Raw genomic sequence first — 12,072 nt, 5'->3', positions numbered from 1 at the left:
GGGGCCGTCCACCCGCGCTAGGGTCGCGCCATGACGAGCAGCGCTCCCAGGATCGAGGCCACCGCCGACGTCGACCCGCGCGCCACCCTCGGCCCGGGCAGCACCGTCTGGCACCTCGCCCAGGTCCGCGAGCACGCCGAGATCGGCGCCGAGTGCATCATCGGGCGCGGCGCCTACGTCGGCCCGGGCGTGAAGCTCGGCGACCGGGTCAAGCTGCAGAACCACGCCCTGGTGTACGAGCCCGCGGTGCTGGAGGACGGCGTCTTCGTCGGCCCCGCCGCCGTCCTCACCAACGACCTGTACCCGCGCTCCGTCGACCCGGACGGCCGGCTCAAGCGCGGTGACGACTGGCACGCCCGCGGCGTCACGCTCCGGCAGGGCTGCTCGATCGGCGGCCGGGCCGTGCTGGTGGCCGGTGTCACCGTCGGCCGGTGGGCGCTGATCGCGGCCGGCGCGGTGGTGCACCGGGACGTCCCCGACTTCGCGCTGGTCGCCGGGGTGCCCGCCCGCCGGATCAAGTGGGTCGGCCGGGCCGGCGAACCGCTGGAGCCCGCCGGCGAAGGCCACTGGCGCTGCCCGCGCACCGGCGAGCAGTACACCGAGACCGCCCCCGACACGCTCGTGCCGGACGCCGAACTCCCCTCCTGACCTTCCTACTTGAACTTCGACGCGCAGACGTTGGTGTCGTCCGCCCGGACCCGCTGGAGATCCTTCGGCGCCTCGGTCGGCACCGCCGACGGCGAGCCCGCCCCGACGAAATCGGCGCCCAGCAGCACCGTCACGCCGTCCCGGCCACCCGCCCGCACGGCCGTCGCGGGCAGCCCGAGCGCGGCGGCCACCGCCCGCGCCCGGTCCTCCTGGCCCGCCGGGTAGGACACCGAACTGGCCTGCCGGACCTCCGCGTTGCTGGCGAAGGCGGCCAGCGCGAATCCCTTCGCCCTCAGTACCGAGACCGCCCGCCCGGCCTGCCCGGGCGTCCCGGTGCCGTTGCGGACCGTCACCTTCACGTCGTCGGCGTCCAGCTGGGACGGGGTCGGAGCGGGGGAAGGTGACGCCTGCTGCCGCGCGACCTCGGTCAGCGAACGGTCGGCGGCGATCATCGCGAACAGCTGCTGCGCGTCACCCGGCTTGAGGACCAGCCGGTTGCTGTCCGTCGGGTCGTCCAGCACCGGCACCGTGGTGAAGGTGATGTTCCCGGTGTTCACCCGGGAGATGTCCAGCGCCAGGTCCTTCAGCCGGTTGACGTCGTTGATGGCGCTGTCCACGGTCAGCGCCTTGGTGGCGGCGTCCGCCAGGCTCCACAGCTTGGCCGGGCTGGTCAGGGTGTCGCTGCTCTTCATCTTGCGGATCATCGAGCTGATGAACTGCTGCTGGAGCGGAATGCGCGTCAGATCACCGCCCAGTCCCACCGCGTGGCGGGTCCGGACGAACGCCAGCGCCTCCTCGCCCTGCACCACGTGCCGCCCGGCGGACATCTTCAGGTGCGAGTACGGGTCGTCGATGGCGGTGGCCGCGCACACCTCGACGCCGCCGACCGCCGTGGAGAGTGACTTCACCGCCTCGAAGTTGACCATCATGAAGTGGTTGATCCGGACGCCGGTCAGCTTCTCCACGGTCTTCCAGGTGCAGCCCGGGTCCCGCCCGTCCTGCCCCAGACTGCTGTTGAACATCGCCCGCGCCTCGCCCGGGATCCGCTTCTCGCCACTGCGGCACTCCGGGACGGCCACCATCAGGTCGCGCGGGATCGACAGCACCGTGGCGTTGCTGCGGTCCTTGGAGATGTGGAACAGCAGCGTGGTGTCCGCGTGCCCGGTGGATCCCTCGTCGCCGTACTCGCGGCCCAGGCCAACCCGGCTGTCGGTGCCGATCACCAGCAGGTTCAGCGCGTCGTTGGTCGCCTGCGGGCGCTCCGACTCGTCGCCGACCTGGACCTTCACCGAGGAGATGTTCCGATTGAAGTGCCGGTACACGTAGAACGCCCCGCCGCAGCCCGCCGCCAGCACCAGGCTCAGCGAGCCCGCCACCCAGGTCAGCACCCGCCGCCCGCGCACCACCCGGCCGCGCCGCCGCGCCGCCCGTCCGCCCGGCGCCGCACTGGCACCCGCGGGCCTGGACGGCCGCGCCCGCCGACTTGAGTGCTGCCGGCCCGAGTTGTCCGAGTCACCCCGGTTCGGGTGTCCGCTGTTCATCCGGGCCACCCTAGAGGAGCCCGCCCGGCGAACTCCCCGGCTCCGGGCCGCCGTCACTCGTCGGAGCGGCGGGAAACGGCAACGGCGCGCCCCGCCCGAATCACCTCACCGGGCAGTGCGCGCCGTTGCCGCAGAACTGTTCGGCCACGCGGGCCGGGCCGGTCAGCCGAGACGCAGCGTCACCCGTTCGGATTCGATCCGCTGCTGCCACTGACCATCCGTCAACTGTTCGGAGTTCCGGCACAGAACGACCGAGGCCCCGGCCGCCAGCGGCGCCAGCAGGCCCGCCTCCAACCCCGTCCAGTCGTCGAACGACAGCGTCGACAGAACCCGGCTGCCGCTGTCCAGACCCAGCCGGGCCGCGCCCTCCCGGGCCAGCGCCACGGCCTGCTCGCCCGTCAGCTTCAGCGCCAGGCCGTCCACCGACGACTCCAGCGCCGCCGCCTGCGGATCCACCGGCGAGTACGGGGCGAACCGGTCGCCCTGCCCGGGCACCTCCGCCGCGTAGTCCAGGAACCCGTCCGGCCGCTGCGGGAACCGGCCGCCCAGCGGACGCAGCGCCAGCGCCACCCGCTCCCCGGGGCACTCCTGCGCCGCCTCCAGACCCTCCGGACCCGACACCACCAGGTCCGCGTCCTTCGGCTCACCGCCCGGCACCGCGACCACGCCCACCGACCAGCACGCCAGCAGCCACACGGCGGTCTGCCAGTGCGCCGGCAGCAGCAGCGCCGCCCGGTCGTCCGGCGAGGCGTTCAGCTCGTCCTGCAACAGGTTGGCCGTCTTCGCCACCCAGTTGTCGAAGGTTTTCGCCGACAACTCCACCCGTTCCCCGGTCGAGTCGTCGTAAAAGGTCACCAGAGGGCGGGACGGATCGGCACCGGCCCCGGCGCGCAGGTAGGCCTGCAGCAGCTCGGCGGGGGTGCGGGCGTCGGCAGCGAAAGGCGCAGTCATGGTGCGCCCCAGCCTACGTCCTGCGCACGCCCGGACGGGAGGGTGCCCGCCCGTCCACCCGCCTCTCCGCGTTACCCTCGCAGACGCCCCCGCGAACCCGCACACCCCGAGGAACCCGATGCCAGAGCTGACCCGACAGTGGCGGCCCGGCTACCCCCTCGACCTCGGCCGCACCCTCTACCCGCTGCAACGCGGCACCGGCGACCCCGCCTTCCACCGCACCCCCGACGGCACCGTCTGGCGCGCCTCCCGCACCCCCGACGGCCCCGGCACCCTGCGCATCCGGCCCCACCACGACGAGATATCCGCCACCGCCTGGGGCCCCGGCGCAGGCTGGCTGCTCGAACAACTCCCCGCCCTGCTCGGCGCCGAGGACGACCCCGCCGGGCTCGTCCTGCCCCCCGGCCCGCTCCGCGAGGCCCAACGCACCTGCCCCGGACTCCGGTTGACCCGCACCGGCCTGGTGATGGAATCCCTCGTCCCCGCCATCCTGGAACAGAAAGTCACCACCGGCGAGGCCTACCGCGCCTGGCGCACCCTGCTCCGCGACTACGGCACCCCCGCCCCCGGCCCCGCCGCCGACCTCGGCCTGCGCGTCACCCCCACCGCCCGCGACTGGTCCCTGATCCCCAGCTGGGCCTGGCACCGCGCCGGCGTCGACCCCAAACGCTCCGCCACCGTCCAACGCGCCGTCCGCCTCGCCGCGAAGCTCGAAGCCGCCTCCACCATGCCCTCCGCCGACGCCTTCGCCCGCCTCACCGCCGTCCCCGGCATCGGTATCTGGACCGCTGCCGAAACCCTCCAGCGCAGCAACGGCGACCCCGACGCCGTCTCGGTCGGCGACTTCCACCTCCCCAACATCGTCGGCTGGGCCCTCGCCGGCCGCCCCCGCAGCGACGACGCCCAAATGCTCACCCTCCTCGAGCCCTACCGCCCCCACCGCTACCGCCTCTGCCGCATCCTCCCCCTCACAGGCGCGCGCCCACCCAAGTACGGGCCGCGCCTCACCCCGAACGACCACAGGGGCAGGTGAGTCCCTTCAGGGGCCCGGGGAACGGCGGGGCCAAGTCTGCGGATGACCAACAGGGCACTGTGCGTCCCGCCGTTTCCGGTCCCCGTCTGTACCGCTACCTCACCGTCAGAAAGTCGTCCGCCGAACGTGGTTGACGCTCTCTCGGCCCCTCCGCCGGCCGCCCCACAGCAATCGCCCCCATGGGATCCCACCCGGCGGGCAGGTCCAGAACGTCCCGCACGGTCTCCCGGCAGAACATCGTCGACGACACCCACGCGGACCCGTACCCCTCGCCGGTGAGGGTGACCAGCAGGTTCTGCACCGCAGCCCCGATCGCGACCGTGAACATCTCCCGCTCGGCCCCGGCCCGCCGCCCGTCGGGGTAATCGTGCGACCCCTCCATCACCAGGCACGGAATCACCAAGTACGGCGCCCCGCGCAGCACTTCGCCACGCGCAGTACGCTGCGCGATCCGCTCCTCGGACCACCCGTCGAGCTCCCGCAGGTCCCGCTGCCAAGCGCCCAGCATCGCGTCCAGCAGCCGCGTTCGGCTCTCCGCGGATTCGAGCAGCACGAACCGCCACGGAGTGGTGTGGTGCGGCGCGGGCGCGGTGACGGCAGCGGCGACCGCCCGTCGCACCGCGCCCCCGTCCACCGGCTCATCCGTGAAGGAACGCACGGTCCGTCGCAGCGTGACGGCCTCCCGGATCGCCTCCGACGTCCCCAGCCGGAACATGTCGTCCTTCGCGGAGCGGATGATCGCCCGGACCCCGTCCCCGTCCTCCGCGGTGACCAGGCCGGCCAGGCCTCGCACGATCGCGACGGGCGTGCCAGTGGCCTTGCCCTTCACCAGGTCGGCGGCGGCGGCCAGTTCGTCGGCGGTGGCGGTGACGGTCAGCCGCAACTCGTTGCCGTGGCTGTCGGTCCGCCCCCGGTGGTCCTCCAGCACGCGGAGCCCCGCCGCCCCGATGGCCACGTCCGTGAGCCCGTTGCGCCAGGGCCGCCCGAAGGTGTCGGTGACGATCACGGCGAGCCGTCGGCCCGTCAACTGCTGGAGCCGGGCGCGCAGTCGGCGCGCGGATTCGTCCGGGTCGAGCGGCAGCAGCAGGACGGTGCCGGGGGCGGTGTTGGACGCGTCGACGCCCGCGGCGGCCATCACCAGGCCGTTGCGGTTCTCGACGATCCGGACGGGGCCGCGCCGGGCGACCACCCGGACGGTCTCGGCGTCGATCGCGGCTTCGCGGTCGTCCGCGTGCAGCAGCCGGCCCTCGGCCTTGGAGACGATCTTGGACGTTATCACCAGGATGTCGCCGTCCTCGAACTCGCCCGCCTTGGCGATCAGTTCGGCGATGTCGTCGCCCTCGGCGATCTCCGGCAGTCCGGTGACCGGCAGCAACCGCAGTCCGTCGGTGGTCACTTGGCGACCTCGGCGGCCAACTGCAGTGCGGCGCGGGCCATCTCGGCGGTGGCGTCGACGTCGGTCATCAGCAGCGGCACGGCCCGGCAGGCGATGCCGGCGGCCTCCACCTCGGCGACGGCGGCGGCGTCCGAGCTGTCCACCAGCCAGCCGTCCAGCAGCCCGCCGTTGCCACGAGAGCCGTAGTGCCGGGCAACAGCGGCGGCCGAGGTCTCCACGCCGACAGCGGCGAGCACCTTGTCGGCCATGCCGCGCACGGGCGCGCCGCCGATGATGGGGGACAGGCCCACCACGGGGGCGTTCGCACCGGCCACCGCCTGCCGGATGCCGGGGACGGCGAGGATGGTGCCGATCGACACCACCGGGTTCGACGGCGGGAGCACCACCAGGTCGGCCCCGGCGATGGCTTCGAGCACGCCGGGCGCGGGCTTCGCGGTGTCCGCGCCGACCGGAATGATCGCCTCGGCCTCGACGGCGGCGTGCAGCCGCACCCAGTACTCCTGGAAGTGCACCACCCGCGGCCCGTCCGCGTCGGTGATCCGGACGTGCGTCTCCACCCGGTCGTCGCTCATCGGCAGCAGTCGCACGCCGGGCTGCCAGCGGTCGCACAGCGCCTCGGTGACGGCGGACAGGGGGTAGCCGGCGCCGAGCATCTGGGTCCGGACGATGTGGGTGGCGAAGTCCCGGTCGCCGAGCCCGAACCATTCGGGGCCGACGCCGTAGGCCTTCATCTCCTCCTTGATCGACCAGGTCTCGTCGCGGCGGCCCCAGCCCTGCTCCTCGTGGATGCCCTCGCCGAGGGTGTACATCACGGTGTCCAGGTCGGGGCAGACCTTCAGCCCGTACAGGTGGATGTCGTCGCCGGTGTTCCCGATGACCGTGATCTCGTCGGTGGGCGAGACCGCCGCCCGGAGTCCGCGCAGGAACCTGGCCCCGCCGATGCCGCCCGCCAGTGCAGTGATTCGCATGACTTCATCCTGCCAGCGGGTCAGTGCACCCGGTGACGGAGCTGCTGGGTCGCCGCGGGGTACTGGTTCATCTCGACCAGGCCGGGCGTGTACAGGTGGACGGAGACCGCGGGCTCCAGCGAGGCGTTGACCATCTCGTGCAGGTGGCCGGTGGAGAGCACCCGAAGGCCGCCGGGGGTCAGGGCGCGCGTGCCCTCGCCGCCCGCCGTCAACGAGCGTTCGGTGAGCTCACCCTGAAGGACCGTCATCACGCCGGCCGAGCGGCCGTGGTCGTGGAAGCCGCTGGACTGGCCGGGCAGCCAGCTGAGCAGCCACACCTCGTAGCCGGGGCCGGTCTCCAGCCGGGAGTACCAGCGGGTCAGCGCGTCGTAGCGGACCAGCGGCTCCCAGCGGGCGCGGTCAGCGGCGATCTCCCGGACCAGCCGGGCGTAGCCGGCAACGGTGGTGGGGTGCGCGGGCAGGTCGGTGCGGGCCAGGTGCGGGAAGGCCGTCGGGTCGCCCGCGATGGACACGTCGCTCAGACCGTCCGTCCAGCGAGGGGCGGCCACGGGCAGGGGCAGGGGCTTGCGGTCGCGGTTGCGCTTGCGGAGGCGGGGCATTCGCACGGTGTGACGTCCTCGGGTTCGGCTGCGGGCATGGATCAGCCGGATCCGCGAGAGCGTTCAGGGGGGACTGTCGCGCGGTCGGCCTCTGTTCCGGGGCGGCGCGCGGTGGGACGCGGGCGCCTAGATACAGCGGAGACAGCGGCAACAACACGAGGAGTTCGCGGCAGCACCGAGGAGCGCCTGGCGGCGCCGGTCGGCGGAAAGGGCCGGGAACTCTGACATGCCGCCAAGCAGACCGCAACCGACCCTCCAGTGTCAAGGAGCCAGGTCGGACATTCGGGTCACATCGTCCTGGAACCGCCGGATGGGGTGATAAACGCCCAATCGGGTTTGGATGGGAAGATCACGGGGAAAGGACGGCGTGAGATCGCCTCGAACCGGCAGGTCGGGCACGATCGGGCGGGCTGACGTCAGGTCAGGAACCAGGTGGGATGTCCAGGTTGTCCGGATATGTACACTATTCGTAGTGGCTTGGTTCCGGGGAGTGAATCCTTGGCCCAATACCAGAGCTCGGCTTGACTGGGCCAGAGTGACGCAACTGTAATTTCTCTCGTGTCGTTCCGCCGCACCGGCAACGGCAACACCACGGGGACGCCAAGAGGGGCAGAGGAGGCGCGCCAGAATGAGCGAGCTCTTTGAGCTGTTGATCGGTGAGGGCATCGAGGAAGACGAAGAGGAACTCGGCTGGCAGGAGCGCGCGTTGTGCGCCCAGACCGACCCCGAGTCGTTCTTCCCCGAGAAGGGCGGATCCACCCGGGAGGCCAAGAAGGTCTGCCTGGCGTGCGAGGTCCGCGCCGAGTGCCTGGAGTACGCCCTCGCCAACGACGAGCGGTTCGGCATCTGGGGCGGTCTCTCCGAGCGCGAACGCCGCCGTCTGAAGAAGAGTGCGGTCTGACCTCCCCGCAGACCTCACCCGTGTCGGCGCCTCACCACCAGGTGGGGCGCTTTCGCATTCCCACAACATCCGGGCCGGCGGCGCCGATACCCGTTGCACCGTCTCTTCACACCACCCGGGACAACCGGATCGCCCGGAGCCGTTAGTGTGGTGCGTCATCTGCCGTCAAACCCGAACCGGTGGTCCGCGCACCCGATGACTGTCTACAGCCACCAGAGCGGCTTCTCCGCTGCCAGGCCTCCCGCCTACCCGCGCCATCTGGTCACGGCGGTGATCGTCTCGCACGACGGCGCCCGCTGGCTGCCCCAGGCGCTCGCCGGGCTGCTCGGCCAGGACCGGCAGGTCCAGCGCATCCTCGCGGTCGACACCGGCTCCACCGACAACTCCCCACAGCTGCTCGCCGACACCCTCGGCGACTGGCTCCCCGACAGCGGCCCGCAGGTCCTCGGCCGCCGGGTCGGCTTCGGCCGCGCCGTCGGCGAAGCCGTCTTCAACAGCCCGCCGCTGCGCCCCGAAGACCTCACGTACAGCCTCGACCCGTCCGGCTACGACCCGGTCACCGGCGGCTGGGACGACTTCGGCGACCCGCTCGCCCACGAGGACGACCTCGGCCGCGGCGGACCGCGCGAGACCAAGCCGGTCGAATGGCTCTGGCTGCTGCACGACGACTGCGAACCGCAGACCGACGCCCTGCGCCGCCTGCTCCAGGTCGCCGACTCCACCCCGACCGCCGCCGTGGTCGGCCCCAAGCTCCGCTCCTGGTACGACCGCAGGCAGCTGCTCGAAGTCGGCGTCACCATCGCCCGCTCCGGCCGCCGTTGGACCGGACTCGACCGCCGCGAGCAGGACCAGGGCCAGCACGACCAGGTCCGCCCGGTGCTCGCCGTCTCCACCGCCGGCATGCTGGTGCGCCGCGACGTGTTCGAGGAACTCGGCGGATTCGACCAGGCGTTGCCGCTGATGCGCGACGACACCGACTTCTGCTGGCGGGTCAACGCGGCCGGCCACCGGGTGGTGGTCGCCCCCGACGCGGTGCTCCGGCACGCCGAGGCCGCCAGCCGCGAACGCCGCGCCATCGACTGCGGCCCCGCCCACCCGCACCGGGTCGACAAGTCCGGCGCCGTCTACACCCTGCTCGCCAACTCCAAGGGCGCGCTGTTCCCGTACGTCCTGCTCCGGCTGATCATCGGCACCCTGCTGGGGGTGATCGTCAACCTGGTCGGCAAGGACCCGCGGAAGGCGTACGACGAGATCGCCGGTCTCGGCCACGAACTGCTGCGCCTGCCGCGGCTGATGGCCGCCCGCGCGCGCCGCCGCAAGACCCGCTCGGTCGACTCGCTGGACGACCGCACACTCTTCCCCGCGCCCGGCGCCACCGCCCGGCTCGCCGTCGAGAACGTGGTCGGCTCGCTGGGCATCGGCGGCGCCGACGACGCCGGCGCCGGCCGGCACGGCTCCGTCGAGTCCGGGCCCGGCGAGGACGAGACCGACGACCTGGTGGTCGAACAGTTCGCGCTGATCAAGAAGCTGATGCGGCGGCCCGCCCCGGTGCTGTTCGCCGCGCTGCTGCTGTTCTCCCTGGTCGCCTGCCGCAACCTGATCGGCTCCGGCTTCCTGCAGGGCGGCGCGCTGCTGCCCGCCAGTGACGGCGCGGCCGGGCTGTGGAACATGTTCGCCGACCCCTGGCACCCCGTCGGCACCGGCTCCACCGCCGCCACCCCGCCCTACCTCGGCGTGCTGTCCATCCTCTCCTGGGCGCTGTTCGACCACGCCGACCTGGCGATCACCCTGATCGTGGTGCTGTCCGTGCCGCTCTCGGCGGTCGGCGCCTACCTGGTCTCCCGGCCGCTGATCGGGTCCAAGCTGGTCCGCGCCTGGGCGAGCGCCACCTACGCGCTGCTGCCCGCCGCCACCGGCGCGCTGGCGCAGGGCCGGATCGGCACCGCGGTGCTCGCCGTGCTGCTGCCCCCGCTGGCCCGCGCCGCCGCGATCACCGCCGGCCTCGGCATCCGCAAGGAGACCGCCGCCAAGGGCGCCCGCCCCGGCTGGCGCTCCGCCTGGATGACCGTGCTGCTGCTCACCGTCAGCACCGCCTTCGTCCCGCTCACCTGGGCCATAGCGGTGCCGCTGTGCGTGGCCGCGCTGGTCCACGCGGTGATCCGCGGCGGGGCGTTCGGCTCCGGCGTGCAGGCGGTGCGGCTGCTCGGCCTGCGCGTCCTGGTGATCCTCGGCGTGCCCGTGCTGGTGCTCGCCCCCTGGTCGGTCCAGGTCCTCATGCACCCGTCCCGGCTGCTGCTGGAGGCCGGCGTCCCCGGCTTCAGCGGCCCGGCCGCCGACCCGCTCGGCCTGGTGCTGGTCAACCCCGGTGGCGCCGGTGTTCCTCCGGTGTGGCTGTCGGCCGGCGTGGTGCTGTCCGCGCTCGCCGCGCTGCTGCGCGCCGACCGCCGCCGCGCGGTGCTCGCCGCCTGGGGTGCGGCCGCCGCCGGACTGATCTTCTCGGTGGTGGTGGCCGGTACCACCGTCACCCCCGCCTCCGGCGGTCCCGACGTCGCCGCCTGGGCCGGCCCCGCCACCCTGCTGGCCGGCGTCGCGCTGCTGGCCGCCGCCGCGATCGGCGCCGACGGCGCCAACGCCCGGGTCTCCGGCATCGCGTTCGGCTGGCGCCAGCCGGTCGCCGCGCTGGTGCTGGCCTTCGCCGTGCTGGCCCCGGTCGGCACCGCCGCCTGGTGGGCGATCGTAGGCGCCGACGGCCCGCTTCGGCGCGACGTCGCCGCGCAGGTCCCGGCGTTCATCGCGGAGGCCGGCGACACCTCCGACCGCTCCCGCACCCTGATGGTCAGCGGCGACGCCGAGGGCTCCGCGATCCGTTACGCGCTGGTCCGCGGCGCCGGCCTGACCACCGGTCAGGCCGAGGGCACCGTGGACGAGGCCGCCGACCAGCAGATCGGCAAGATCACGGCCAAGCTGCTGGCCGGCTCCGGCGGCGACCTGGCCCGCACGCTGGCCGGGTACGGCGTCAGCTACATCCAGGTCAAGGACCCGGTGATCGGCAAGGTCCGGGACGTCCTCGACACCACCCCGGGCGTGATCCGGCTCAGCCTGGACAACGGCGTCGGCCTCTGGCAGGTCACCGCCGTCCCCGGCACCCGGGCCCAGATCGTCAGCCCGGGCACCGTCCCGGTGGTCGTCCCGGCGGGCGCCCACGACATCTGGACCACCATCCCGGCCGGCCCGGCCGGCCGTCAGCTGCGGCTCGCCGAACAGGCCGACCCCGCCTGGCAGGCCACCCTGGACGGCAAGCCGCTCACGGCCGTCACCGTGGACGACTGGGCGCAGGGCTTCGAGCTGCCCACCCAGGGCGGCCGACTGGAGGTCACCCGCAGCGGCAGCCTGCTCCGCACCGGCTGGGTCTGGGCGCAGCTCGCGCTCGGCGTGGTCGTGCTGGTGCTGGCACTGCCCGGCCGCCGCAACCACAACGACGACGACCTGCCGGAGGAGGTGGTGGCCGCCCAGACCCTGGCCGCCGCCGCCCAGGCCCAGGCCCCCGCCCCCGGCAGCCGCCGGGCCCGCCGGCTCGCCGAACGCGGCGAGGGCGAGGACCAGCAGGCCGAACCCGGCGTCTACGCCCCCGGCATCCCGCCCCAGCAGGCCGGCGAACCCGAGCCCGCCCCGGCCTACCAGGCCGAGCCCGAGCCGTTCGCCGACCCGTACCAGGCCGACCCCTACCAGGCGGACCCGTACCAGCAGCAGGGCTACCAGTCCGACGGCTACGGCTACGACTACACCCAGCAGCAGCCGGTCGGCGCGCCCTACCAGCCGGAGACGTACGACCAGTTCGGCCAGCAGCAGCCCGGCTACGGTTACGACACCCCGCCCGCCCAGGGCTGGACCGACCCGTACGCCGCCGGGTACCCACAGGAGGACGGGCAGCAGCAGACCTGGCTGCCCGAACAGCAGCAGCCCACCACCTACTACGACCCCAACGACCCCTACGGCGGCGGCCACCACCCGCAGCAGCCCGGGACGGGGAGCTGA

The 12,072-nt window shown here is 73.3% G+C and carries 9 protein-coding genes; 4 read left to right on the top strand and 5 right to left on the bottom strand.

Annotated elements, in window-relative coordinates:
* Positions 1 to 30 precede the first annotated feature (30 nt).
* Entirely contained in the window at positions 31 to 648 is a 618-nt protein-coding gene (locus ACGFWJ_RS28080; protein ID WP_392954604.1) for an acyltransferase, read from the top strand.
* A 5-nt stretch (positions 649 to 653) separates the two neighbouring features.
* Here ACGFWJ_RS28080 and ACGFWJ_RS28075 read toward each other — a convergent pair whose 3' ends face one another.
* Together ACGFWJ_RS28075 and ACGFWJ_RS28070 are read right to left on the bottom strand one after the other, a co-directional pair.
* Positions 654 to 2,189 (bottom strand): LCP family protein, encoded by a 1,536-nt coding sequence (locus ACGFWJ_RS28075; RefSeq protein WP_392954602.1) that lies wholly within the window; start codon positions 2,187 to 2,189, stop codon positions 654 to 656.
* Positions 2,190 to 2,351: 162 nt separating this feature from the next.
* Positions 2,352 to 3,140, bottom strand: coding sequence for a TIGR03089 family protein (locus ACGFWJ_RS28070; protein WP_387644920.1), 789 nt, complete (start codon positions 3,138 to 3,140; stop codon positions 2,352 to 2,354).
* A 118-nt stretch (positions 3,141 to 3,258) separates the two neighbouring features.
* On the opposite strand from ACGFWJ_RS28070, the gene ACGFWJ_RS28065 reads away from it, so the two are divergent.
* A complete protein-coding gene (locus tag ACGFWJ_RS28065) occupies positions 3,259 to 4,173 on the top strand; it encodes a DNA-3-methyladenine glycosylase family protein (protein ID WP_392954600.1) in 915 nt (304 codons plus the stop codon).
* Between the two features lie 94 nt (positions 4,174 to 4,267).
* On the opposite strand, the gene ACGFWJ_RS28060 is transcribed toward ACGFWJ_RS28065, so the two are convergent.
* Genes ACGFWJ_RS28060 through ACGFWJ_RS28050 form a run of 3 tightly spaced genes read right to left on the bottom strand, consistent with a single transcriptional unit; the run spans position 4,268 to position 7,136 of the window.
* Positions 4,268 to 5,569, bottom strand: a complete 1,302-nt coding sequence (locus ACGFWJ_RS28060; RefSeq protein WP_392954598.1) for a coenzyme F420-0:L-glutamate ligase — start codon at positions 5,567 to 5,569, stop codon at positions 4,268 to 4,270.
* Entirely contained in the window at positions 5,566 to 6,537 is a 972-nt protein-coding gene (cofD, locus tag ACGFWJ_RS28055; RefSeq protein WP_392954596.1) for a 2-phospho-L-lactate transferase, read from the bottom strand. The genes ACGFWJ_RS28060 and cofD overlap by 4 nt, the downstream gene beginning before the upstream one ends.
* A gap of 20 nt (positions 6,538 to 6,557) precedes the next feature.
* Positions 6,558 to 7,136 carry a cysteine dioxygenase gene (locus ACGFWJ_RS28050; protein WP_392954753.1) on the bottom strand — a complete coding sequence of 193 codons (579 nt, stop codon included), beginning with the start codon at positions 7,134 to 7,136 and terminating at the stop codon, positions 6,558 to 6,560.
* 628 nt (positions 7,137 to 7,764) lie between these two features.
* Here ACGFWJ_RS28050 and ACGFWJ_RS28045 point away from each other — a divergent pair.
* Positions 7,765 to 8,037, top strand: a complete 273-nt coding sequence (locus ACGFWJ_RS28045) for a WhiB family transcriptional regulator (RefSeq protein WP_014136066.1) — start codon at positions 7,765 to 7,767, stop codon at positions 8,035 to 8,037.
* A gap of 195 nt (positions 8,038 to 8,232) precedes the next feature.
* Positions 8,233 to 12,072, top strand: coding sequence for a glycosyltransferase (locus ACGFWJ_RS28040; protein ID WP_392954594.1), 3,840 nt, complete (start codon positions 8,233 to 8,235; stop codon positions 12,070 to 12,072).

Origin of the sequence: Kitasatospora sp. NPDC048407, assembly GCF_043200475.1 — a bacterium.
Classification (GTDB): Bacteria; Actinomycetota; Actinomycetes; order Streptomycetales; family Streptomycetaceae; genus Kitasatospora.
This window is presented reverse-complemented; position numbering and strand designations above follow the sequence as displayed.

Bases quoted from the DNA above. Each gene is read 5' to 3' on its own strand.
- ACGFWJ_RS28045 (WP_014136066.1), top strand. From the start codon at position 7,765: ATGAGCGAGCTCTTTGAGCTGTTGATCGGTGAGGGCATCGAGGAAGAC.
- ACGFWJ_RS28040 (WP_392954594.1), top strand. From the start codon at position 8,233: ATGACTGTCTACAGCCACCAGAGCGGCTTCTCCGCTGCCAGGCCTCCC.
- ACGFWJ_RS28080 (WP_392954604.1), top strand. From the start codon at position 31: ATGACGAGCAGCGCTCCCAGGATCGAGGCCACCGCCGACGTCGACCCG.
- ACGFWJ_RS28075 (WP_392954602.1), bottom strand. From the start codon at position 2,189: ATGAACAGCGGACACCCGAACCGGGGTGACTCGGACAACTCGGGCCGG.
- ACGFWJ_RS28070 (WP_387644920.1), bottom strand. From the start codon at position 3,140: ATGACTGCGCCTTTCGCTGCCGACGCCCGCACCCCCGCCGAGCTGCTG.
- ACGFWJ_RS28050 (WP_392954753.1), bottom strand. From the start codon at position 7,136: ATGCCCCGCCTCCGCAAGCGCAACCGCGACCGCAAGCCCCTGCCCCTG.
- ACGFWJ_RS28065 (WP_392954600.1), top strand. From the start codon at position 3,259: ATGCCAGAGCTGACCCGACAGTGGCGGCCCGGCTACCCCCTCGACCTC.
- cofD (WP_392954596.1), bottom strand. From the start codon at position 6,537: ATGCGAATCACTGCACTGGCGGGCGGCATCGGCGGGGCCAGGTTCCTG.